Annotated in this window: 19 protein-coding genes, 1 tRNA gene and 3 pseudogenes; 11 read left to right on the top strand and 12 right to left on the bottom strand. The window is 55.6% G+C overall.

Annotated elements, in window-relative coordinates; all coding sequences use genetic code 11:
• The first annotated feature begins 20 nt into the window (after positions 1-20).
• The gene (locus QTO30_RS06460) at positions 21-884 is read left to right on the top strand and encodes an endonuclease/exonuclease/phosphatase family protein (RefSeq protein ID WP_340423282.1); all 864 of its coding nucleotides are present in this window, start codon (positions 21-23) and stop codon (positions 882-884) included.
• Here the strand turns inward: QTO30_RS06460 and dddP are convergent.
• Positions 881-2,221: a dimethylsulfonioproprionate lyase DddP gene (gene dddP, locus QTO30_RS06455; RefSeq protein ID WP_340423281.1), complete on the bottom strand. Its 1,341-nt coding sequence runs from the start codon at positions 2,219-2,221 to the stop codon at positions 881-883. The two genes, QTO30_RS06460 and dddP, sit on opposite strands and share 4 nt — an antisense overlap.
• Positions 2,222-2,301: 80 nt before the next feature.
• A complete protein-coding gene (locus QTO30_RS06450) occupies positions 2,302-4,155 on the bottom strand; it encodes an extracellular solute-binding protein (protein ID WP_340423280.1) in 1,854 nt (617 codons plus the stop codon).
• 112 nt (positions 4,156-4,267) lie between these two features.
• On the opposite strand from QTO30_RS06450, the gene QTO30_RS06445 reads away from it, so the two are divergent.
• Complete coding sequence (locus QTO30_RS06445; RefSeq protein ID WP_340423278.1) at positions 4,268-5,077, top strand: M90 family metallopeptidase; 810 nt, start codon at positions 4,268-4,270, stop codon at positions 5,075-5,077.
• 82 nt (positions 5,078-5,159) lie between these two features.
• Here QTO30_RS06445 and glnA read toward each other — a convergent pair whose 3' ends face one another.
• Together glnA and QTO30_RS06435 are read right to left on the bottom strand one after the other, a co-directional pair.
• A complete protein-coding gene (glnA, locus tag QTO30_RS06440) occupies positions 5,160-6,566 on the bottom strand; it encodes a type I glutamate--ammonia ligase (RefSeq protein ID WP_340423276.1) in 1,407 nt (468 codons plus the stop codon).
• A 31-nt stretch (positions 6,567-6,597) separates the two neighbouring features.
• Complete coding sequence (locus tag QTO30_RS06435) at positions 6,598-6,936, bottom strand: P-II family nitrogen regulator (RefSeq protein WP_008235227.1); 339 nt, start codon at positions 6,934-6,936, stop codon at positions 6,598-6,600.
• Positions 6,937-7,110: 174 nt separating this feature from the next.
• On the opposite strand from QTO30_RS06435, the pseudogene QTO30_RS06430 reads away from it, so the two are divergent.
• From QTO30_RS06430 to QTO30_RS06415, 4 genes and pseudogenes are all read left to right on the top strand, one after another.
• Positions 7,111-8,722 (top strand): annotated as a pseudogene (locus QTO30_RS06430) (NAD(P)H-hydrate dehydratase).
• An 89-nt stretch (positions 8,723-8,811) separates the two neighbouring features.
• A tRNA-Leu gene (locus tag QTO30_RS06425) sits at positions 8,812-8,896 on the top strand.
• 22 nt (positions 8,897-8,918) lie between these two features.
• Positions 8,919-10,250: a trigger factor gene (gene tig / locus QTO30_RS06420; protein WP_340423273.1), complete on the top strand. Its 1,332-nt coding sequence runs from the start codon at positions 8,919-8,921 to the stop codon at positions 10,248-10,250.
• Positions 10,251-10,414: 164 nt separating this feature from the next.
• Complete coding sequence (locus tag QTO30_RS06415) at positions 10,415-10,894, top strand: hypothetical protein (protein ID WP_340423272.1); 480 nt, start codon at positions 10,415-10,417, stop codon at positions 10,892-10,894.
• Positions 10,895-10,937: 43 nt separating this feature from the next.
• On the opposite strand, the gene QTO30_RS06410 is transcribed toward QTO30_RS06415, so the two are convergent.
• The 6 genes and pseudogenes from QTO30_RS06410 to rpsF all read right to left on the bottom strand — a co-directional run bounded on the left by QTO30_RS06410 (position 10,938) and on the right by rpsF (position 15,774).
• Positions 10,938-12,896, bottom strand: coding sequence for a bifunctional 2',3'-cyclic-nucleotide 2'-phosphodiesterase/3'-nucleotidase (locus QTO30_RS06410; protein ID WP_340423270.1), 1,959 nt, complete (start codon positions 12,894-12,896; stop codon positions 10,938-10,940).
• A 170-nt stretch (positions 12,897-13,066) separates the two neighbouring features.
• Positions 13,067-13,702, bottom strand: coding sequence for a pyridoxamine 5'-phosphate oxidase family protein (locus QTO30_RS06405; RefSeq protein WP_340423268.1), 636 nt, complete (start codon positions 13,700-13,702; stop codon positions 13,067-13,069).
• Between the two features lie 81 nt (positions 13,703-13,783).
• Positions 13,784-14,356: a hypothetical protein gene (locus tag QTO30_RS06400; protein WP_340423267.1), complete on the bottom strand. Its 573-nt coding sequence runs from the start codon at positions 14,354-14,356 to the stop codon at positions 13,784-13,786.
• 153 nt (positions 14,357-14,509) lie between these two features.
• Positions 14,510-15,152 (bottom strand): annotated as a pseudogene (gene rplI, locus QTO30_RS06395) (50S ribosomal protein L9).
• A 12-nt stretch (positions 15,153-15,164) separates the two neighbouring features.
• Positions 15,165-15,392 carry a 30S ribosomal protein S18 gene (gene rpsR, locus QTO30_RS06390; RefSeq protein ID WP_008235217.1) on the bottom strand — a complete coding sequence of 76 codons (228 nt, stop codon included), beginning with the start codon at positions 15,390-15,392 and terminating at the stop codon, positions 15,165-15,167.
• A gap of 28 nt (positions 15,393-15,420) precedes the next feature.
• Positions 15,421-15,774: a 30S ribosomal protein S6 gene (gene rpsF / locus QTO30_RS06385; RefSeq protein ID WP_340423266.1), complete on the bottom strand. Its 354-nt coding sequence runs from the start codon at positions 15,772-15,774 to the stop codon at positions 15,421-15,423.
• 265 nt (positions 15,775-16,039) lie between these two features.
• Here rpsF and QTO30_RS06380 point away from each other — a divergent pair, with 265 nt between their 5' ends.
• Both QTO30_RS06380 and QTO30_RS06375 read left to right on the top strand, forming a co-directional pair.
• Positions 16,040-16,630: a hypothetical protein gene (locus QTO30_RS06380; RefSeq protein WP_340423265.1), complete on the top strand. Its 591-nt coding sequence runs from the start codon at positions 16,040-16,042 to the stop codon at positions 16,628-16,630.
• 131 nt (positions 16,631-16,761) lie between these two features.
• Positions 16,762-17,336, top strand: a pseudogene (locus tag QTO30_RS06375) (YceI family protein).
• Positions 17,337-17,398: 62 nt separating this feature from the next.
• Here the strand turns inward: QTO30_RS06375 and QTO30_RS06370 are convergent.
• A complete protein-coding gene (locus tag QTO30_RS06370; RefSeq protein ID WP_340423264.1) occupies positions 17,399-18,586 on the bottom strand; it encodes a cytochrome b/b6 domain-containing protein in 1,188 nt (395 codons plus the stop codon).
• A gap of 185 nt (positions 18,587-18,771) precedes the next feature.
• Between QTO30_RS06370 and fabD the strand changes: the two genes are divergently transcribed.
• The 3 genes from fabD (at position 18,772) to QTO30_RS06355 (ending at position 20,905) form a co-directional block, all read left to right on the top strand.
• Positions 18,772-19,710, top strand: a complete 939-nt coding sequence (fabD, locus tag QTO30_RS06365) for an ACP S-malonyltransferase (protein ID WP_340423263.1) — start codon at positions 18,772-18,774, stop codon at positions 19,708-19,710.
• Positions 19,711-19,729: 19 nt separating this feature from the next.
• A complete protein-coding gene (fabG, locus tag QTO30_RS06360; RefSeq protein WP_340423262.1) occupies positions 19,730-20,467 on the top strand; it encodes a 3-oxoacyl-[acyl-carrier-protein] reductase in 738 nt (245 codons plus the stop codon).
• Positions 20,468-20,671: 204 nt separating this feature from the next.
• Positions 20,672-20,905: an acyl carrier protein gene (locus tag QTO30_RS06355; RefSeq protein ID WP_272146625.1), complete on the top strand. Its 234-nt coding sequence runs from the start codon at positions 20,672-20,674 to the stop codon at positions 20,903-20,905.
• Positions 20,906-20,922: 17 nt separating this feature from the next.
• On the opposite strand, the gene QTO30_RS06350 is transcribed toward QTO30_RS06355, so the two are convergent.
• Entirely contained in the window at positions 20,923-21,843 is a 921-nt protein-coding gene (locus QTO30_RS06350; RefSeq protein WP_340423258.1) for a hypothetical protein, read from the bottom strand.
• Positions 21,844-21,925: the final 82 nt, after the last annotated feature.

The following is a 21,925-nucleotide window of genomic DNA, read 5'->3' as shown; positions in this document are numbered from 1 at the left end:
AGGTGAGAGATGTTACGACAATGAGATTCTTGGTTCTAATGACGCAGGCAGGGGCATTCTGCCTGATCCTGGCTGTACTTTTGGGCTTTGCGGGTGCTTTGCATCCTGCATTTGACAGCCTATCTTTACTGCGACTTCCGCTTGCCATTTTGTGTCTTTTAGTGCTGGTCTTTCCAATGCGCGTGCGCCTGCGTTTGATGCTTGCTGGGACTGCTTTGCTGGGGGCAGCGACGACGGTGCCGATGTTCTTTGCCGCGCCAGCCGCGGGAGAGTTGCGGATTTACTCCAAGAACATGTGGTACGGAAACCCCGAGGGCGACGCACTTGCCGCTGACATTCGCGCGAGCGAAGCAGATGTTGTGGCCTTGCAAGAAGTCTCGCTCCGGAATGGTGCGATGCTGGCCGGGTTGCAAGACGTTTACCCGTACCAACATATGTGCACCTTCAATGGGTGGAACGGTATCGCCGTCCTTTCCCGGACGCCGATGCGCCAGCAGACGTGTACGGAGCGGCGGGCGGTCGCAGCGGCAATGATCGAGCATCGTGATGGGCAGGTTTGGGTGGCCTCTATGCATCTGAGTTGGCCTTTCCCTTATGCGAACGCCACCTCGGCGCAAGCCGCGACCGAGGTGCTGTCTGAAATGGAAGGACCGGTGGTGATAGCGGGAGACTTCAACATCTTTCCCTGGGCAAATAGCGTTAGATCATTGCAAAAGATTGCAGACCTGCAAGTAGCACAGCCAGTGCGCTCAACACTGGACTTGCGTGGCGTGCCCCTGATGCTCGATCATGTCCATGCACCGGGCGGCGGCAGAGTACAGTATCGCGCTCTGCTGGGCTCCGATCACCTGGGTGTGCTGGCAGATGTCTCTTTGACCCGTTAGTGCCCCATCAAGGCCGGGTCGTGCGGGTAATTCGTCAGGTTCTCATAGCCGTCTTCGGTGATCAGTACCTGATCTTCCAGTTTGATGGAAAAGTCGCCGCCCCCGGGGCTGATCAGGGCCTCGACACATAGAGTCATACCGGGCTGCAATTCATAGTCGAAGGCACCTGGGACCATCTTGTCGGGGTAGGCCACCAGAGGCCATTCATCGCACAGACCTACGCCATGCATCAGGCAGCCGTATTTAAGTTTCTGGTACTTGTCGGGCAGCACATGGGTGTTCCGGCTGAGGTCCTCGATGTTCACGCCGGGTTTCAGCATATCCATGTTGTACCGGATGTGTTCGACGCCGATTTGCATCGCCTCAATCATATCGGGACGCGGTTTTTGGTCGCCGATCCACCATGTGCGGCTGATGTCAACGCAGATGCCGTAGGCACCCACTAGGTCCGTATCAAAGGCCACGATTTCGTTGTTTTGCACGATCCGCCCGCCGCATTCCTGAAACCACGGGTTCGTGCGGGGGCCAGAGGTTAACAGCCGCGTTTCGATCCATTCGCCACCGCGTTTGATGTTTTCGGCATGTAGGACCGCCCAGATGTCATCTTCTGACATATTGCCTCGGGGCACACCGGCACGCGCGGCGTCTTCCATTGCATAGCAGGCGGCTTCGCAGGCGTAGCTGGCGCAGCGCATGGCGAGGATTTCGTCAGGGCCTTTGATGCTGCGCGCCTTCTCGGTTAGCTCCTCGCCGGGGTGGACGGTGAAACCGACCGCCTCTAGCGCGCGGAGGCCGTGCAGCATGGGTTTGTCGACGCCAAGTGCCATGTTGCCGCCGCCGTGCTCCACGATAAGATCGCGGACTTCATTGGCGAAATTGTCTGCCGCAGGTTCGAGTTTGTCACCACGGTCGAAGTAGAACAGGTCCGCGCCAGTGCGCTGTTCGTTCACGAGTGGATTGAATTTGCTCAGGAACATCCCGTTCTTATAGTCCCACATCACCATGTAACCGTCCGCGCAAACGATGCAGGCGCGGAACGGGTTATGGCTGTTCCAAAGCTGCATATTGGTGCTGTCGGTCGCGTAGCGGATGTTGAGCGGGTCGAACATCAAGATACCGCCGTAGTCTCGCGCGTTCACCGCATCGGTCAATCGCTTGTGACGCCAGGCGCGCATCGCGGGCAGATTGGGCAGTTGCAGTCCTGCGGCGGCCCATTCGCTGAAGGCCAGTTGGGTGGGGCCAATCTCGACCCGGTCCTGATCGTTGGGGGTGCCATCGCCCAGCGTTGCGCCGCGGGTCGGGTCGATTTTGCGGGTATCGCGGTAGTGGGTATTCATCGTAGTGATCCTTGGCCTTGCGGGGCCAAGTATGCGCGCGCGTCGTGTCAGATCATGTCCGTTTTCGACATTTCCCGGTTTTATAGTCCGGGATCCAATGCCCCTTCGGCAACCAATGCGTCGTAGTTTTCACGGTCAAACCACCAGAACTCCATGTTGCGGAAGAAATCATATGGGGCGGGTTCCTCGGGGATGCCGAAGATGTCCCAGACCGCGACGCGGTGATCTTTGCTTGTCCAGCCGGGCACCCAGAGGTGTTTCGACCGCAATACCCGATCGAGCGCGCGCACGGCGGTGTTAAGTTCGTCCCGACTTTCGGCCACGACAACCCGTTCGATCAATGCATCCACTACCGGATCGGCAAGGCCGGTCAGGTTATTGCTGCCTTCAGCATCGGCCGCCGCTGATCCATAGAACGCCCGCAGTTCGGAACTGGGTGTGGTCAGCACAGACCACGCGGTATGCGACAGATCAAAATCAAAGGCCTGCCTGCGCTGCGTCCATGAACTGGGGTCAATCACATCGTATTCGATGTCAATGCCTAGGGCCTTCAGGTTTTCGGTGTAGGGGATCATGATCCGCTCGAGGCTGCGGCTGCTGTCGGGGAAGTCGAGGCGCATCGGCTCTCCGGCAGCATTGCGGCGAACGCCATCATCGCCCACAACCCAGCCGCATGCGGCATCAAGCAGCTCGCCAGCGCGGCGCAGTGCAGCCCGGTCGCGCGGACGGTCACCGCTGGTGTTGGGGACAAAGGCGGGTTCGGTGAAAATCTCTGACGGGAGCTGATCGCGAAACTCCTCTAACAAAGCCAGTTCAGCACCTTCGGGCAGGCCGCTGGCCTGCATGTCCGTGTTTTCAAAAAAGCTGTCAGTCCGCCCATAGGCATCATAGAAGATCGTCGCGTTGGTCCATTCGAAGTTGAAGGCGTAACCAAGGGCTTGGCGGACGCGGATGTCTTGCAGCACAGGACTGCGCATATTCAACCACGTGCCCTGTGCCCTTCCTGGGCGACCATCGGGGATAAGTATTTTTTTGACATGTCCCGCTTGCGCTGCGGGGAAGTCATAGCCGGTCGCCCACGAAGACGAGCGGTTTTCCACCCGCAGGTGGTATTCACCGGCGGCAAAGGCTTCTAGCCCCACGGTATCATCGGCAAAGTATTCGTAGTTGAAGCAGTCAAAATTGTTGCGGCCGACGTTCACAGGCAAGCTGGCGGCCCAGTAATCTTCGTGCTTACAAAAGGTCAGCGTACGGGGGGCATCAACGTTTGTTAACTCATACGGTCCAGACCCAAGAGGAATATCCATCCAGCTATCAGCAAACGGGACTGTATCGTAGAAATGTTCAGGCAAAACCGGAAGCTCTGCAATTGCACCCAGAAGTCCGCTGCCTGCGCCTTCGGCCAGATCAAAGCGGACACGCAGGTCCGTCTCGGCTTCGACGTTCAGAATGTCTGCAAAACGGTTGCGGTAGAAAGGGTGCCCGTCCGTTTTCAGCGCGTTGATGGTGAACACGACATCCTGCGCTGAAATGAGTGCGCCGTCATGAAACCTTGCTTCGGGGCGCATGTTAAAAGTGACATAAGACAGATCATCCGGGTACTCGATCGTTGCTGCGACCAGACCATAGAGCGCATCGGGCTCATCATTGGCGCGTACCATGAGGCTGTCATAGATGTGCACCTGAACCTCGGGCGCGCCGTCGCCCTTAATGATAAAGGCGTTGAGGCTGTCAAATGTTGGGGTGCCGTAGAGCTGTCGCTGGCTCATGGTGCCACCTTGGGGCGCATCGGGGTTGGCGTAGTCAAAATGCGTGAAATCAGGCCCGTATTTGAGATCGCCGAAGGTGGAATAGCCGTGGCTGATCGTAACATCGGCATAGGCGATAGGTGCGAAAGCAATCAGGGACAGCGTCGCGCAGAGTTTGGGTCTCATGAAAATACCTCTAGCCAGGGTTCTGGCTTACAAACAAGCATGAATGACGCGTTAGTCAAGGTACCGCAGGGCGATGGCTTGTACATCAACAATTCCGCTATAGGTATTTGCAATGACAGTGGTTCTTATCCTGATTACGGGTCTTCTGGCCATCTTTGGCTATCGCGCCTGGCAAAAGCGGACGCGCATCCAAACATTGTTAGCAAGTGCGCTGGGCGATGATCAACGCAGAGTGATTGCTCAAGAGGTACCGATCAGTCGCAGGCTCCCACAGGTGTTGCGGCCGGGGTTTGAGGGCAAGATCAACCGTTTCCTCGATCAGGTCACATTCATTGGTTGCGATGGGCTGGACGTGACTGAGGAAATGCGGCTGTCCATTGCAGCACAAGCCTGTCTGATCATCGCCAACAGCGATGCGTGGTACAAGAACCTGCGGACAATCCTGATCTATCCGGGGGCATTCAAGTCCACCACACAGGTGCACGACGGCTATGTTGTGCGCGAAGAAGAAGTCGTGCGTTTGGGCGAAAGCTGGTCTCTAGGCCCGGTGATTTTGTCTTGGTATCATAGCCAGCAAGGGGCCGCGAACGAGGAGGACGGCAAAAACGTCGTTCTGCACGAATTTGCCCACCAGTTGGATGATCTGTCGGGCCAGACCAATGGTGTTCCGGTGTTTGGAAAAGGCCAGACCTTTGCAGAGTGGGAACGGGTGTTCCTAGACGCCTTTGCACGCCATGAGCAGACGGTAGAACGTGGCAAACCTGCGGTTTTGGACCCTTACGCGGCCACGAACCATCAAGAGTTCTTTGCCGTAGCGATTGAGACGTTTTTTGAGAGGCCGGATCAGCTGAAGCGCGATGAACCGCAGATCTACGCGCAATTATCAACTTTGCTGAGACTGGATCCGACGACATGGGGTTGAGCATCGCTGATCAACCCGTTGCATACAAAAGAGAAAGCCCCGTCAGATTGCTCTGACGGGGCTTTCGTTCAGCTTTAGGAAATCAGCAGCTGTAGTACAGCTTGTATTCCATTGGGTGTGGTGTGTGCTCGTAGGCATAAACCTCTTCCCACTTCAGTTCCATGTAGCCTTCCAACTGGTCTTTGGTGAAGACGTCGCTTACTGTCAGGAAGTCGTGATCGGCTTCCAAAGCTTCCAGCGCTTCACGCAGTGAGCCACAGACCGTTGGGATCGCTGCCAGCTCTTCTGGTGGCAGATCGTAAAGGTCTTTGTCGGACGATGGGCCCGGGTCGATCTTGTTCTTGATGCCGTCAAGGCCAGCCATCAGCAGCGCTGCAAAGCACAGGTATGGGTTAGCTGCGGGATCAGGGAAACGGGCCTCGACGCGCTTGGCTTTGGGGCTTTCGGCCCACGGGATACGGACACAACCCGACCGGTTACGCGCAGAGTAGGCGCGCAGAACGGGCGCTTCAAAGCCTGGGATCAGGCGTTTGTAGCTGTTTGTGGACGGGTTGGTGATCGCGTTCAGCGCTTTGGCGTGCTTAAGGATACCACCGATGAAGTACAGCGCTTCCTGTGACAGATCAGCGTATTTGTCGCCCGCAAACAGTGGCTTTCCATCTTTCCAGATCGACATGTTCACGTGCATGCCGGTGCCGTTGTCGCCTGCGATGGGCTTAGGCATGAATGTCGCGGATTTGCCATAGGCTTGGGCGACGTTGTGGATCACGTATTTGTATTTTTGCAGCTCATCCGCCTGATGCGTCAGCGACCCGAAGATCAAGCCCAGCTCATGCTGGCAAGACGCCACTTCGTGGTGGTGCTTGTCGACCTTCATGCCCATACGCTTCATGGTCGACAGCATCTCAGAGCGCATTTCCTGTGCATCGTCGATGGGGTTTACGGGGAAGTAGCCACCTTTGACGCCAGGACGATGGCCAGTGTTGCCCATCTCATACTCTGTGTCTGTGTTCCATGCGCCGTCCATAGCGTCGACTTCGTAGGACACTTTGTTCATGGAGACGCTGAAGCGCACATCGTCAAAGACGAAGAATTCAGCTTCGGGACCGAAGTAGGCGACATCGCCGATGCCCGAAGACTTCAGGTACTCCTCCGCCTTAACGGCAGTACCACGTGGGTCGCGGCTGTAAGCTTCCATCGTGTCGGGTTCAACGATATTGCAGTTAATGCAAACCGTCTTTTCAGCGTAGAACGGATCAACATAGGCGCTTTCGGCCTGTGGCATCAGTTTCATGTCGGATTGGTCAATCGATTTCCAACCCGCGATGGAAGACCCGTCAAACATGAAGCCTTCTTCGAGGAAGTCTTCGTCGACCAGATCAGCCACAACGGTGACGTGTTGCAGCTTGCCGCGTGGATCGGTGAAGCGGATGTCGACGTAGTCGGCTTCCTCATCTTTGATCAGTTTCAGAACAGCTTTGTTGTCCATCTATACAGGTCCCTTTTTCGTATCGTTTAGATTAAAGTGCGTCGTCGCCGGTTTCACCGGTACGAATGCGGATAGCTTGTTCGACAGGCGAGACAAAGATCTTGCCGTCGCCGATTTTGTCTGTTTTTGCGGCCCCTATGATCGCCTCGATGGCACCATCAACTTGATCCTCGGCCAGGACTACTTCGATTTTCACCTTAGGCAGGAAATCAACAACATATTCAGCGCCCCGGTACAGCTCTGTATGACCTTTTTGGCGGCCAAATCCCTTGACCTCGACAACGGACAAGCCCTGAACGCCCACCTCTTGCAAGGCTTCCTTCACTTCGTCGAGTTTGAATGGCTTAATGATCGCTTCGATCTTTTTCATCGGCTCGCGACTCCCCTTTGGTGTTTCGTCAGTGGTCAGACCATTTCTCTTGCATAGGGACAATTCGTAGCGGAACCTACGGGCAAGCTGGTCAGGCGAAAGACTACGTGTTGATTAAATTTTGTGCAACTTGTCTGTTTTGCGGGCGATCTGAAAACTTTGGGTGCTGAAACCATGACCGAACTGCTAACTGCTGCGCAAATGAGGGCCATCGAAGAGGCAGCGATCGCGTCTGGCGAAGTGACCGGGCTGGAGTTGATGGAGCGCGCAGGCAGGGGCGTTGTGGAGGCTATTTTTGAAGAGTGGCTAAGCGCTGAAGGAAGGTGCGCACCGGGCAGTGGTGCTATGCGGGCCGGGGAACAACGGCGGGGATGGGTTTGTTGTTGCGCGGCTGTTGAAAGAGGCCGGGTGGGATCTGGAGGTGTTTCTTTACGGGGATGCTGCGAAGCTGCCGCCAGACGCGAAGGTGAGTTGTGAGCGTTGGTCGGAGATGGGAGAGGTTTTACCGTTCGCGCCACAAGCACCGCCAGAGTTAGCGCACCGGCACATCGTGATTGATGCGTTGTTTGGAACGGGCTTGACGCGGCCTTTGTCAGGGCTGGGTCCCTTCCTTAGAGACATCTGTGACTGCGTCGATGCAGGAGGCTCCCTATTGCTTAAGGAACGTTGGCCTTTTTCGCCACCGGTCGTCGCAATTGATATTCCCTCTGGTATATGTGCCGATAGCGGTCGACCAATCTTTGACGAAGCTGTTGTTGAGAGAATTAGACGAGGTTCCAGTGCCCTTTGTGCGGCAGCTGACCTGACGGTTAGTTTTCACACTCGAAAACTTGGTCATGCACTCGCATCGGGTGGGTTTTGGTGTGGCAAGGTTGTCTGTGCGGACATTGGAATTTCAAGCTCAGCTTCGCGGACGTTGCCACGGTCTGAACTAGTTAGAATGGCCAATGAAAGCGGATCGCGTTTCAAACGAAATGGCCACAAGTACTCTCACGGCCATGCCCTGATCCTTTCTGGTGGTGTCGGCAGAGGCGGTGCGGCCCGCCTTGCAGCGCGCGGTGCGTTGCGGGTTGGGGCAGGGGCTGTTACCCTTGGTTGCCCGACAGCTGCGTTGATCGAGAATGCCGCACAGTTGAATGCTGTGATGCTCTCCAAGATCAAGGATGCGGATGCATTGGACCATGTTCTGGACGACAACCGCATCAATGCTCTCTGCATGGGCCCGGGGATGGGGGTGAGCGATGAGAGCCGCGGCCTGATCGAGGCAGGCTTGAAGAGCGGGCGGGCGATGGTGCTGGACGCGGATGCTTTGACGCTCATCGGGCGCGATGCGCCTCTTTTCGCTTTGTTGCACGACAAATGCGTTTTGACGCCGCATGGCGGCGAGTTTGCGCGGGTATTTCCAGATATCGCCGCGAAGTTGGATGCACCTGCCACTAAAGGCCCGGCCTATTCCAAGGTGGATGCGACGCGGGAGGCTGCCAAGCGGGCAGGGTGTGTTGTGTTGTTCAAGGGGCCGGATACGGTAATCGCTGATCCGTCAGGCCGGTGCAGTATCAACGCCTCCGTGTATGAGCGCAGCGCACCTTGGCTCGCAACGGCCGGGTCTGGTGACGTTTTGGCGGGCTTTATTACCGGCCTTCTGGCGCGGGGTTTCGCTCCGATGCAGGCGGCAGAAACGGGAGCTTGGCTGCATACCGAATGCGCCCTTTCTTTCGGTCCGGGTCTGATTGCCGAGGACTTGCCCGAAGAACTCCCCAAGGTCTTTCGTACATTGGGCATTTAAGGCGATTTTTCCTCTCGCATCCCTCGCAGACCTTTGCTAGACAGCGCGCAACCATGGGGCAGGCCCAAAAACCTGCCCCTTTTGATCATGCGGGTGTGGCGGAATTGGTAGACGCACCAGATTTAGGTTCTGGCGCCGCAAGGCGTGGGGGTTCAAGTCCCTTCACCCGCACCAAAGTTTGAAAGAAGGACAGCATATGAAGGTCACTGAGACCCTGAACGAAGGCCTCAAGCGCGGTTATGCGATCACCGTCACGGCGGCTGAACTGGATGCCAAGGTTGAAGAAAAGCTGAAAGAAGCGCAGCCGACCGTTGAAATGAAGGGCTTTCGTAAGGGCAAAGTGCCAATGGCATTGTTGCGCAAGCAGTTTGGTCAGCGCCTGATGGGCGAAACCATGCAGGAAAGCATCGATGGTGCGCTGTCTTCCCATCTGGAAGAAACGGGTGATCGTCCCGCGGCCCAGCCTGAGATGAAAATGACAAACGAAGACTGGAAAGAGGGCGACGACGTCCAGATTGACGTGTCTTACGAAAAGCTGCCTGAGATTGATGATGTTGACTTCAGCAAGATCAAGCTGGAGCGCATGGTCGTGAAGGCAGACAAGGACGCTGTCAAAGAAGCCCTCGATAACCTGGCCGAGAGCCCACAGGCCGTTGACTACCAGCCCAAGAAAACCCAAGCCAAGGATGGCGATCAGGTTGTTTTGGACTTTATCGGCAAGGTCGATGGCGAGCCATTTGAAGGTGGCGCTGCAGAGGATTATCCGCTTGTGCTGGGGTCCAACTCATTCATTCCCGGTTTTGAAGATGGTCTGCTGAAGGTCAAGGCGGGTGATGAAAAAGACGTTGAGGTGACCTTCCCTGAGGACTACCAGGCCGAGAACCTTGCCGGTAAGCAGGCCGTGTTCTCTTGCACGATCAAGGAAGTCAAAGGCCCCAAGAAGCCAAAATTGGATGATGAGCTGGCCAAGAAGTTCGGTGCTGAGGATCTGGATGCTTTGAAGGCGCAGATCACTGAGCGTTTGGAGGCTGAGTATACCGGCGCCTCACGTGCCGTTGCCAAGCGTGGCCTGCTGGATGCACTGGACAAGAAGGTCAAGTTTGACCTGCCAGCTTCGCTTGTTGCAGCAGAGGCGAGCCAGATTGCGCACCAGTTGTGGCACGAAGAAAACCCTGAGGTCGAAGGGCATGATCATCCAGAGGTTCAGCCTACAGACGAGCACAACAAATTGGCCGAGCGCCGCGTAAAGCTGGGTCTGTTGCTTGCTGATATTGGGCAGAAGGCTGATGTAAAGGTCTCTGATCAGGAAATGACGCAGGCGATCATGAATCAGGCGCGCCAATACCCGGGCCAAGAGCGTCAGTTCTTTGAGTTTGTGCAGCAGAATGCGCAGTTCCGTCAGCAGTTGCAGGCGCCGATGTTTGAAGACAAGGTCGTTGACCACATTTTTGAGCAGGCCGCGATGAAAGACAAAGAAGTGTCCAAGGAAGACCTTCAGAAGGCTGTTGAGAAGCTCGAAGAAGAATAGGTTCTTTCTGATCCATTTTGAAAAAGGGCGTCCAAATGGGGCGCCCTTTTTGCGTTGCATTGGTCCATGCGGTCATCAAAATGGCGTCTGGCTGCCCAAAAATCCACGTTCTTTGTTGTTTTGCTTTGATCTATAGTGGGGCAATGAAGTGAAGGAACAACACGATGTTAAGATCAATTCTGTTAACGATTTGCGCGGTTGTCGGCTTTTCGACAACGGCGATTGCTTGCCCGGACTACAACGTATCACCACAGGCATCCTATCAGGCGTCAGGCAAACAGCTTTATTCCCTACGCACATTTGACGTCGTCGCCGGAGGCGAAAACTATATCTGGGATTGCCCGAACGTGCGGCCTGGCACCGACACTGGCGCGGGGTACTTTCCAACGGCGCCCGACTTTTCATTCCAGCTATCAAACATGAATCCCTATCAGCTGGTTGTGAGCGTTGTCAGTGAGTGTGATGCAGCGCTTTTGATCAACACGGCGTCGGCCAACTGGTACTATGATGACGATGATCGCGGAAACTATGACCCGCGTATTGTGCTGACGCGCCCGGCGAACGGACGGATTGATATCTGGATCGGCACCTATGATGGCGAATACTGCAATGCCCGTCTTGAGATGGAGACGTTTGATCGGTGACGGATGATTGCGCCGACCCCGGAGAGAGCTAGCGCCATCCTGATTACATCTCGATACGGAACAGCGCGAAACCGCTGTCGCTGGTGCCCGCGGGTGTGATGGTCATGCCTGTCACGCTGTCCGCGTAGGCGGCGCCTGCCGGGCCAGTCTCGAACATCAACGACGTGCCGGGCAGGGGTGCAAAGGACCAGTTGGCGTCTGCCTTGGGGTCCACCGTCCCCTGATCGACGATGTAGCGCACGATGACATCGCGGTTTGTGTCCGGCCCTTCGAAGACAATTGTATCGCCCAACGCGCCCGGGAAGCTGCCACCGCCTGATGCGCGATAGTTATTGGTCGCGATGATAAACTCCTGTTCTGGATCAACGGGTTGTCCATCGAACTGCAAGTCCACAATGCGGTTGGCCTCGGCATTAATAACGGCCCCTTCACGATCGAACTTTGACGGTTGAGTCAGGTCGATCTGGTAGGTCACCCCATCCATCACATCGAAGTTGTAGCTGGGGAAATCCGGGTTCAGCAGGATGGCGTCTGTCGCCCCCGCCTCAACCTGATTGAACATACCGGCCGAGCGTTCCAGCCAGTCTTTGACCTCTGCCCCGGTAACTTTCACAGCGCGGACTGTGTTTGGGTAGAGGTAAAGGTCAGCGACGTTTTTGATGGCTACATCGCCGACGGGAACGTCTGTGAAATACTCGGGCCCACCACGACCACCCGCTTTGAAGGGGGCTGCAGCCGACAGGATCGGCAGCCCTTCGAACTCTGTGCCAATGAGCTGGTCTGCGATGTACCAGCGTTGGGCGTTTGAGACGATTTGCACCGATGGGTCGTCGGCGACCAGCGCGAAGTAGCTGTGCAGCGGTGCGGCCGTCTTGCCCACAGCGGTGCGCACATAGGTCAATGTTTCTTCATGGACGTCCTGGATTGACGCCAAGACTGGTTGGAAATCCGCGACCAGCGGTGTGATGCTGCGGTCTTCTTCGCGGCGCGAAATGGGCCGTGCTTCTGAAGTGTGCGAGAGGACGCGCCAGCTGGCCCCGTCGCGTTCGATCAGCAGATCGATGAGGCCCATATGACTGCCCCAGAAGCCACCCATCACACCGGGTTTGCCCCCGATGGTGCCTGCCGCAGTATCGACGCCCGCCCAGTCATCGTAGTTGGACGATGGGAAAACAAGGTGGCTGTGGCCAGTCAGGATCGCATCGATTCCATCAATGGCAGCCAATGGGATGGCTGCATTTTCCATGCCGTCTTCTGCGTTCGCGCCGCCGATGCCCGAATGGGCGAGGGCGACGATGATGTCTGCCCCTTCCTCTTTCATTTGTGGGACATAGGCCCGGGCGCTTTCGATGATATCGCGCGCCTGCACGTTGCCTTCCAAATGCTTGCGGTCCCAGTTCATGATTTGTGGAGGGACGAACCCAATGAGGCCGATCTTGATCGGGGCAGCGGTCCCGCCGCCGTCGATGATCTCGCGTTCTAGAATGGTGTATGGCGGTAGCAAAGTGGTATCCGCGGTGGGGGATGCGCCCATGTCCTTGACGACATTTGCGGACACGATCGGGAAGGCCGCGCTTACCACGGATTTCATCAGGAACGAAATGCCGTAGTTGAATTCGTGATTGCCCAATGTCGAGGCATCAAACCCAAGCGTATTCATCGCGGTGATGACCGGATGCATATCGCCTTCGTTCATGCCGCGCTCATAGGCGATGTAGTCGCCCATTGGGTTTCCTTGCAGGAAATCACCGTTATCGAGCAGCAGTGAGTTGGTGGATTCGGCGCGGACTTCTTCAATAATTCTGGCGGTGCGTGACAGACCGACGGTATCGACCGGCCGATCCGCATAGTAATCGTATGGAAAGACGTGTACGTGCAGGTCAGTGGTTTCCATCAGCCGCAAATGTGCTTGCCCTGTCGCAGCGTTGACCGAGAATGGATGCAATGCGACCAGTCCGGCAGACCCCGCGATAAAATGACGACGATTTAAGCGTAGTGACATTTGAACCCCCAATTTTTGATTAATGCTGTCACTAAACCTGTGGGTTGCCGATGTGACAAGGGTATGTCACGCCATTGTCGATGGGTCGGCGAAGACCCTCCGGTTTGCCTGTTTAGACGGCGGATGGGGTAAGTTGCGATTATCTGTGGCCAACAAATATGATGCGGCTCTTACTCATCATAGAGCCTGTTTGTGTCGTTGTGTTGGAGTCGTGTTTCAATCTCTTCCCGGGTCAATCCGCTTTTGGATTGGGCAAAAAGTGCTTCGCCGTAGGTTGGCAGCCCGTCAACAGGTGCGGCTTGATCGGGTGCCCAGAGCTTGGAACGGATAATCGCCTTGCCGCAGTGGTAGAAGGCCTCTTCAACATGCACCACGATGGCAAAGTCAGGAACGCGCCCCTTGATGGCCATGATTTTACGTAGTGCTGCGTCGCGGGTGATTTGCGCACTGCCGTTGACGCGGACAACTTCATTTCGGTTCGGCACCATGAACACCAAACCGATACGCCCGGTTTGCAGGATGTTCTGAAAGCTGTCGAAACGATGGTTTCCGGGCCGATCGGGGATGGCGAGGGTTTTGCGATCAACGACCTTCACAAAACCAGCGGGGTCGCCCTTGGGTGATGCGTCAAGGTTGCCCTGTGCATCAACCGTCGACATCACCAAGAAGGGGCTGCGTTCAATCCAGACGCGGCAATGGGTGTCGATGTGATCGAGAACCTTGAGCTTTTGAGCCTCATGAATGCCATCGATCACTGACCTGACTTCGTCGATTGTCGTTAGAACAGTTTGTGGTTTGTAAGACATGCTGCGCCCCCGATGCTTTCGTCGGAAAACATTGGTGAACAGCACGCCCTATAGTCAAGAGTACCGCCGTCAAGACGTCGCCTACATCAGGGCGTTGAGATTGATACCAACCGTTAAAGCGCCGATCGCGACACCAGTATCATTGTTGACGATGGTCATGGACACCTGTGCCTGCGCCTGCTTTGTGGATTCGTCGAGTTCGACCTCACCAAAGTGGACAGCAGTTTCGCCAACCATATAGGTTTGCTGGAACTTCGCTTCATCCCCTTGCCAGTAATCGGATGTCGGCATAGAGGCGGCAACGTTCAGACCCCGGGCGTCCATTATAAAGGCTTCGGTGATGGCAACGTCCGATTTATCGACTTGCGTGCGCAGAAAGTCAGCCGCGGGCGTGTTGATCACATCCGCGATGATTTCGGCGTCGTCGAAGCCATAGAAACCGCGCCAAAGTTGATCAAGTTCATCAATCTTTGCCTGATCGAAGCCAGCGGTTTCGGTATTCTGCGCTTCAATCGCGGCGATCAGCGTAGGATCAGATGCCCAATTGATGATGTTTTCTGTCAGAAACGATTGCATCGCTTGCTGTGTTTCATCGGCGTAGAGAGGTTGCGTGGTTGCGATTGCGATCGCAAGACCGGACATAAGCTGTTTCATCGTGACTCTTATTTCGTGTTGCGCGCGCAACCATTGCGCGTGCGAGCTAAGAAATCGTGAACTTTGCCGGGGCGATCTTTTGCGGCTTGATCGCAATGAAAAAGGCCGCCCCCAAAAGGAGCGGCCCCATACTTTGCAAGAGTGTCTGAAGATTTACTCTTCTTCGGCCTCTTGTGCAGACGCGTCTTCTGCAACTTCGACGCCCGCTGTTTCGGCGAGATCTTCGTCGTCCGATGCAGCAGCGCCGATATCGTCAAAGAGTTCCTGAATTTCGAATTCAGCCGCAGCTTCTTCTTCCGCGGCCAGCTCGGCGATGGATTTGCTTAAGCTTTTCTTGCAGCTCAGCCTCTTCCACGGAACGTGCAACGTTCAGCGTGATCGTGGCTTCGACTTCAGGGTGGAGCTTGATGGAAACGTCGTGCAGGCCCAGCTCTTTGATGGCGCCAAGCAGAACAACCTGCTTTTTGTCGACTGAGAAGCCAGCATCGGTCGCGGCTTCTGCGGCGTCACGGGTGGTGACAGAACCGTAAAGCGAACCAGCGTCCGAGGCAGAGCGGATCACGATGAACTTTTGACCGTCAAGCTTTTCAGCCAAAGCATCGGCTTCTTTCTTGGTCTCTAGGTTACGTGCCTCCATCTGCGCTTTTTCAGCTTCGAAACGCGCAAGGTTCGCTGCGTTTACGCGCAGTGCTTTGCCTTGTGGCAGCAGGAAGTTACGTGCGTAGCCTTCCTTTACGGAAACGACTTCGCCCATCTGGCCCAGCTTTGCGACGCGCTCAAGTAGGATGATATCCATGGGATGGTGTCCTTATTTTACAGCGTATGGCAGCAGGGCAAGGAAACGGGCACGCTTGATCGCACGGGCGAGGGCGCGCTGGTTCTTTGCACCAACAGCAGTGATACGGGCGGGAACGATTTTGCCGCGCTCTGAGATGTAGCGCTGCAAAAGGCGGGTGTCTTTGTAGTCGATCTTGGGGGCGTTATCGCCCTCAAACGGATCGGACTTACGACGGCGGAAAAATGGTTTAGTTGCCATGATTGATTATCCTATCTGCGATCAACGACTAGCGGCGCTCGCGGCGTTCGCCACGTTCTTCGCGTTTCTGCATTTGCACGGAAGGGCCTTCTTCATGTGCGTCGACCTTGATGGTCAGCACGCGCATCACGTCTTCGTGCAGGCGCATCAGGCGTTCCATTTCCTGCACGGCAGGGGCGGGCGCGTCTGTGCGCATAAAGGCATAATGCCCTTTGCGGTTCTTGTTGATCTTATAGGCCATCGTCTTGACGCCCCAGTATTCGTTCTCCAGCAACTTGCCGCCGTTGTCGGCAAGAACCGTTCCGAAATGTTCGATGAGGCTTTCTGCTTGCGTGTTGGACAGGTCCTGACGCGCAATCATGACATGCTCGTATAGCGGCATGCTTACTCCAGTTCATATATCGGCGCATTTCAAAGGATGGGCGGTTGACCTTGCATGCGTCCCATCCACGAGAGGCTGCGCAGTTCATACGTGTTGCAGCAAGGATGGCGTCTTATACAGCCCATTTGGTATGATGCAAGCCGTCAAACACAAGTAAAAGCTGCGTTTTAGCAACATTTTCAGATTTCTTAACCTCGCCTTGAGCTTGCCCTTTATTGCCAGCTTTAAGCTGGATTCTAGTGCCAAGAAAAAATGGAGTGGGCAGATGACAGATATGAACGCAACCGCCGCAGATTTTTCGACCAAGATAGCACGGACATCCCCGTTTGAAGTTGAGGATGTGTTTTGGGGCTACAAAGTGAAATCGGGTAAAGGCGCGCCTTTTGCAGTGATGTTTGGCCAGGCGGTTTGTTTTTTCTTTGGCGTTTGCCTGATGACAGCGACCTTTGGTGTCCTGGTGCTGCCGACCCTTTTCTTTGATGGTGATTTGGGGATTATGCGTGTTGGCGCGGCAACGTTGATGGGGGCCGCAGCTTTTTATCTGTTGTGGTTTGCAAGCCGGGGCACATTGCCCCAGATTCATTTCGATACCCGCCAGAACGAAGTTCGGGAAGTTGTCTGTAACCGCTCTGGCAAGCCGACAACCGTGGCCACTTACACCTTTGATGAGATAGGTGGCATCTTCCTGGAGCCGGACACGGATACCGGCCAAAGCCATCTATTGTTGGGCTACCTTGATACCACCCAGACAATTGCAGTTGCGTCAGGCACCACCGCGCAGTTGTTGCCTTTACGGGACCGTTTGGCGCGGGACCTGTTAGGTACAGACGCCGTTCCGGGAGACGAGGCTGTCTGACCCACTGGCGGTTCATCGCGCATCGTGCTGCGTATGGATGAACAAGTTGTGTTCATTTTTGAAGCTATGCAAAGATTTGTGATGAGCTAGTTACTCCACATGAACACTCATTTGTCTTGGAGAACGAAAAAATGAAAAAGTTTATCGCCGCTGCCGCTCTTGCTGCTGCTCTGACACCCCCGCTTTCGCTGCATCCGGCGACTATGTCTTGGATGCCAGCCACAGTCAGATCGTGTTTACGTATGATCACTTGGGTTATTCGACGACCTACGGCATGTTCTCGGGTTTCGAGGGCCAAATCTCATTCAACGAAGAAGATCCAGCGGCGTCCTCCGTTAGTGTTTCTTTCCCGGTCCGCACCATGCTGACAGGCTGGGAGGCGCGTTTTGACCATTTCATGAGTGGTGATTTCTTTGATGCAGCCGCCGATGAAATGGTGACTTTCACATCAACAGCCATTGAAGTAACCGGCGAAGATACGGCCCTGATCACAGGCGACCTGACGTTGAACGGTATCACCAAGCCCGTGGTATTGGATGCCAAGTTGAACCAGACCGGCATGCACCCGATGGCTGAAAAGCCCTGGGCTGGCTTTGACGCCACAACGACAGTACTGCGCTCTGACTTTGAAGTTGGCAATTTCGCGCCCTTCGTCAGCGATGAAGTTGAAATCATGATTTCAATCGAAGCAATGCAGGCCGGATAACCCACACCAAAGTCGCTCACGGTTTAGGCCGCTTCCCGGGACGGAAGCGGCCTTTTTGTTGTCTAGCGTGTTGCGGTAACGGCGATATCGACGGTTACGGCAAAGGCAAGGTTGCTTTCGTCACTCATGCTTTGCCCGATGCTGAATGTCCGGCGATCAATCTCGACAGAGCCGGACATCTGCGCTGTGTTTCCGTCAATGACCAGCGTGAATGGCAGGCTGAGAGGTGCTGTGATGTCTTTGATTGTCAATGTCCCTTCGGCAACATAGCCCGCGTCCCCGTCAGACCGGATGTCCGCTGCGAACACAGCAGTCGGGAAGCTGCCAACATTGAAGAAATCGGTGCCCAAGGCGTTATCTGTGACCGACCCGATCTGGAGCGAACCTATCGCGATTGTCGTTTCGACGTTTCCCAAGATACCTGTGGCCGTTTCGTCGAAGGTAATGGCAGAGGTCCATTCATCGAATGCCCCCGCCACCGGGCTGCCTAATTGGGTCACGGTCAGTGCAATTTCACCGTCGCTGACCGTCCACTCGGAGGACACTTCGGCGAGGTCTGCTGCCGCAACGTCGGATTTGGCGGTGTAGAGACCGCTTACAGCACCCGCTGCGGTAGCGGCGATATAGATGATGACAGCGGCGATCGGGGCTGTAAGACTGCTTTGATGGGTGCCTATTGTTGCGTCTGTTGTCCCAAACCACATGCGCCGGAGCGTCGTATCCTTGTCGATGATCTGGTGTTTCAGCGCGCCTGCGATATGTAGCAGAATGGCGGCGACCATGATCTTGCTCCACACCCAGTGCAATCCGGCAAAGAGCTTGGCGACGCCTTCGTCGTTGGGCACAAAGGGCAGGTCCTGGCTGATGGGCAGCATAAGGGGTGCAAAGCCTTCGGTTGCGGCATGATGAATCCAGCCGGTGAGCGGGACCGCGACGAGAGAGATGTAAAGCAACCAATGGACCAACTCCGCCAGCATCGTCTCGACTTTGCGTTCAGGATGGAGCGCGGCAGGCTTTGTCTGGGTGAGTGCCCATATGATCCGTGCGAGGGCAATAGCAAAGATGATCACCCCCAGCGTCTTGTGGAATGAGAAAAGCTGCGCTTTGAAAGCGAGTTGTTCGTTGGTCTCATAGGGAAGCCGATTTGCGACTGCCCCTAGCGGAATGACCGTCAGGATGAAGAGGGCCGTCAACCAATGGAATATCTTTGTAACGGTGCCGTAGGTGGTAGCGGTCTGTGTGCCGGACATGGCGAACTCCGATGCTGTGTCTGCCGCCATAGTTACCATGTCTGTGATCTGAGCAAAGGTCAGGCTTTGTGCATAGGCGCGTTGGCACTGTGCAGCGGCGATCCTGACGGTGTGTGATCGCTTGTGTGCGGGGGCTTGGCGCGGTAAGCCTCAAACAACAAAAAACAATGACGAGGGGGCGTTCCATGCGCGCATTTGTATTTCCGGGGCAGGGTGCTCAGACCATCGGGATGGGCAAGGCACTGGCAGATGCCTATCCGGCGGCGAAAGCCGTTTTTGAAGAGGTGAATGAATCGCTGGGAGAAGACCTGTCGGGTTTGATTTGGGGTGGCGATATTGAAGAGCTTACCCTGACCGCCAATGCCCAGCCCGCGCTGATGGCAACCTCGATGGCGGTAATGCGTGCTTTGGAGGCTGAGGGCGTCACCATTGAAGCTGCGTCTTTTGTGGCCGGGCATTCATTGGGAGAGTATTCGGCGCTTGCTGCGGCTGGCGCGATTACGTTGGCAGATACGGCCCGTTTGTTGCGGGCCCGCGGGCTTGCGATGCAGGACGCTGTTCCTGTTGGTGTCGGTGCAATGGCGGCTATCTTGGGGCTGGATCTGGCGGCTGTGAAGCAGGTGGCCGCCGAGGCCGCACAGGCAGAGGTCTGTCAGGCGGCAAATGACAATGACCCAGCCCAAGTTGTTGTGTCAGGACATAAGGCCGCTGTCGAACGTGCCGTCGAGATTGCCAAAGCCAAAGGCGCAAAACGCGCTTTGTTGCTGCCGGTCAGTGCGCCTTTCCATTGCAGCCTGATGCAGCCTGCCGCCGATGCCATGGCCCGCGCCCTTGCTGATGTAAAGATTACAGACCCAAAGGTGCCCGTTGTGGCCAACGTTCTGGCGCAGGCTGAGGCGGATGGCGCACAGATCAGGGGCCTGCTGGAGCAGCAAATCACCGGGGCCGTGCGGTGGCGTGAAAGCGTGATGTATATGGCAGCACAAGGCGTCACAGACGTGTATGAGATCGGCGCAGGCAAGGCGTTGTCTGGCATGGTCAAGCGCATTGATCGCGGTCTGACGACGACCGCTGTCGGGACGCCGGAGAGTGTTGTGGCGGTTGCAGCCGCGATGAATAAATGACATAAAGAAGGGATTTTAAATGTTTGATTTGAATGGAAAGAATGCGCTGATAACAGGCGCTTCCGGTGGCATTGGTGGCGCGATTGCAAAGTCCCTTTATGATGCCGGTGCGACCGTGGCGCTGTCAGGCACCCGGGTTGCACCACTTGAGGAACTGGCCGCATCATTGGGCGACCGCGCCCATGTTCTGCCGTGTAATCTGAGTGATGCAGAGGCGGTGACAGCCCTGCCCAAACAGGCCATTGACGTGATGGGGTCGGTGGACGTGTTGGTGAACAATGCGGGTATCACACGCGACAATATCTTTATGCGCATGTCAGATGACGAATGGGCATCGGTGCTGGAGATCAACCTGACCTCGACCATGCGCCTGTGTAAGGGCGTGATCCGGGGGATGATGAAAGCCCGCTGGGGCCGCATCGTGAACATCTCATCTGTTGTTGGGGCAACCGGTAATCCGGGACAGGCAAACTATGCAGCCTCTAAGGCCGGGATGGTCGGGATGTCGAAGTCGATTGCCTATGAGGTGGCCAGCCGCGGGATTACTGTCAACTGTGTTGCACCCGGTTTTATCACCACTGCGATGACCGATAAACTGACGGATGAGCAAAAGTCCGGTATTTTGACACAGGTGCCTGCAGGTCGCATGGGAGACGCCGATGAAATCGGTGCTGCAGTGCTGTATCTTTCCAGCCCCGAAGCCGCTTATGTCACGGGTACGACCTTGCATGTGAACGGCGGCATGGCCATGTTCTAGCAAGTCGTCACTTTCGGCGACCGAAAGCGTTTGCCATTGCGGATTTCTCTGTTATAGGCCACGCAGATTTGCTGAAAGGCACATGTGACCCTACGTCAAATGTTGTGCGACGCAGATAAGGACCGCGACCTGCAAAGGCGCAAAAGAATGGGCGAAAGCCCGAGGAACAACGGGCGCAAGCCCCTAGAAACGTAAGGATTTGATATGAGCGACGTTGCAGACCGTGTACGCAAGATTGTTGTAGAGCATCTTGGTGTTGAAGAAGACAAAGTGACGGAAGCTGCGTCCTTTATTGATGATCTGGGCGCTGACAGCCTCGACACTGTTGAGCTGGTCATGGCTTTTGAAGAAGAGTTCGGCATTGAAATTCCTGATGACGCTGCTGAAACCATTCAGACATTTGGTGATGCGGTAAAGTTCATCGACGGCGCACAGTAAGCGTTACGACAGATTTGCTAGGCGGCGCCCGTTTGGGCGTCGTTTTGCTTTTTAGTGGTTGTTTCGGCCTCGCAGATCGTTTGCACGTCTGACAAGGTGATGGCCTTGCGGAACAACACGCCGCTATAGTGGGTATTGCTCCACATCACGGTGCCATCCACCCAGTTATCACAAATTGAGATATTGACGGTCGTGCCTAAGGGGATCGGGTTGTCACCTTCATGCCGTAGCTTTGTGCCGTGACAGTTGATGTCAATCAACATGCCGTTGGTTTGGCTGCTGTTAAAGATGTAGTCTGTTGTGTAGGTGGTATTGTGCCGTTTCGCGCGTCTTTTGCGTAGATGCGCTTGATGCCGTATTATTGGCAAAACCAAAGATATGGCGATCGCCACCAGTAAAATGATCAGTAGTGTGCGGGGCCGAAAAACCTCTTCCGCGAGACGAGTGAGCGTCTCTGCTACCTGGGCAAGGTCTTCTGCGTCGCTGTTGCCACCAGAGCCACGTTCTGCTGTCTGTGCCGTGTCGATCGCGATTTGTATGTCGTTGCAGCGCAGGTTTGTCAGATGTGCGCCGATCTGTGACAGGTTTTCCCTTGTTCGGCTATCGAAATGTGGGCGCACCGATTGCGGATCGTCAAGGCTTGCGCGTTGCAGCAATGCCCTTGTGTTTTGCAAGAACCGCACCACATCTGCCCCATGTCCGGTAAAACTGTTTCCGTCCACGGCGCTGACCGCATCTCTGTCGCTGATCCCGGCGCTTGCGATGCGGATCTGGCGAATGTCTGTCGCAAAGAGGATCGTATCGGGATCGCGGGCAAGCCGTGACTGGATGATGTGCAGTTTGTCGAGCCTGTCGATCAGGTCGCAGTTCGCTTGCACAGATGTACCTGTGCTGAGCGTTCCAATGACGAGGCTGATGGCCAATCCCAGGCGCCGCATTCCGTTGTTACCCTTCCGTGGTTGTGCAAGAGGTATCATCAATGCCTTAAGCCATGATGAAACGCTCAGGTCTGATCCTTGC

It is taken from the genome of Yoonia sp. GPGPB17 (genome assembly GCF_037892195.1).
In the GTDB taxonomy this organism is placed as follows: domain Bacteria; phylum Pseudomonadota; class Alphaproteobacteria; order Rhodobacterales; family Rhodobacteraceae; genus Yoonia.
Note: the sequence above shows the minus strand (reverse complement) of the source record. Positions and strands in the feature narration are given on the sequence as shown.

What these genes read in the sequence shown, in the direction of transcription:
- QTO30_RS06460 (WP_340423282.1), top strand. Translation starts at nt 21, where the DNA reads ATGAGATTCTTGGTTCTAATGACGCAGGCAGGGGCATTCTGCCTGATC.
- dddP (WP_340423281.1), bottom strand. Translation starts at nt 2,221, where the DNA reads ATGAATACCCACTACCGCGATACCCGCAAAATCGACCCGACCCGCGGC.
- QTO30_RS06450 (WP_340423280.1), bottom strand. Translation starts at nt 4,155, where the DNA reads ATGAGACCCAAACTCTGCGCGACGCTGTCCCTGATTGCTTTCGCACCT.
- QTO30_RS06445 (WP_340423278.1), top strand. Translation starts at nt 4,268, where the DNA reads ATGACAGTGGTTCTTATCCTGATTACGGGTCTTCTGGCCATCTTTGGC.
- glnA (WP_340423276.1), bottom strand. Translation starts at nt 6,566, where the DNA reads ATGGACAACAAAGCTGTTCTGAAACTGATCAAAGATGAGGAAGCCGAC.
- QTO30_RS06435 (WP_008235227.1), bottom strand. Translation starts at nt 6,936, where the DNA reads ATGAAAAAGATCGAAGCGATCATTAAGCCATTCAAACTCGACGAAGTG.
- tig (WP_340423273.1), top strand. Translation starts at nt 8,919, where the DNA reads ATGAAGGTCACTGAGACCCTGAACGAAGGCCTCAAGCGCGGTTATGCG.
- QTO30_RS06415 (WP_340423272.1), top strand. Translation starts at nt 10,415, where the DNA reads ATGTTAAGATCAATTCTGTTAACGATTTGCGCGGTTGTCGGCTTTTCG.
- QTO30_RS06410 (WP_340423270.1), bottom strand. Translation starts at nt 12,896, where the DNA reads ATGTCACTACGCTTAAATCGTCGTCATTTTATCGCGGGGTCTGCCGGA.
- QTO30_RS06405 (WP_340423268.1), bottom strand. Translation starts at nt 13,702, where the DNA reads ATGTCTTACAAACCACAAACTGTTCTAACGACAATCGACGAAGTCAGG.
- QTO30_RS06400 (WP_340423267.1), bottom strand. Translation starts at nt 14,356, where the DNA reads ATGAAACAGCTTATGTCCGGTCTTGCGATCGCAATCGCAACCACGCAA.
- rpsR (WP_008235217.1), bottom strand. Translation starts at nt 15,392, where the DNA reads ATGGCAACTAAACCATTTTTCCGCCGTCGTAAGTCCGATCCGTTTGAG.
- rpsF (WP_340423266.1), bottom strand. Translation starts at nt 15,774, where the DNA reads ATGCCGCTATACGAGCATGTCATGATTGCGCGTCAGGACCTGTCCAAC.
- QTO30_RS06380 (WP_340423265.1), top strand. Translation starts at nt 16,040, where the DNA reads ATGACAGATATGAACGCAACCGCCGCAGATTTTTCGACCAAGATAGCA.
- QTO30_RS06370 (WP_340423264.1), bottom strand. Translation starts at nt 18,586, where the DNA reads ATGTCCGGCACACAGACCGCTACCACCTACGGCACCGTTACAAAGATA.
- fabD (WP_340423263.1), top strand. Translation starts at nt 18,772, where the DNA reads ATGCGCGCATTTGTATTTCCGGGGCAGGGTGCTCAGACCATCGGGATG.
- fabG (WP_340423262.1), top strand. Translation starts at nt 19,730, where the DNA reads ATGTTTGATTTGAATGGAAAGAATGCGCTGATAACAGGCGCTTCCGGT.
- QTO30_RS06355 (WP_272146625.1), top strand. Translation starts at nt 20,672, where the DNA reads ATGAGCGACGTTGCAGACCGTGTACGCAAGATTGTTGTAGAGCATCTT.
- QTO30_RS06350 (WP_340423258.1), bottom strand. Translation starts at nt 21,843, where the DNA reads ATGCGGCGCCTGGGATTGGCCATCAGCCTCGTCATTGGAACGCTCAGC.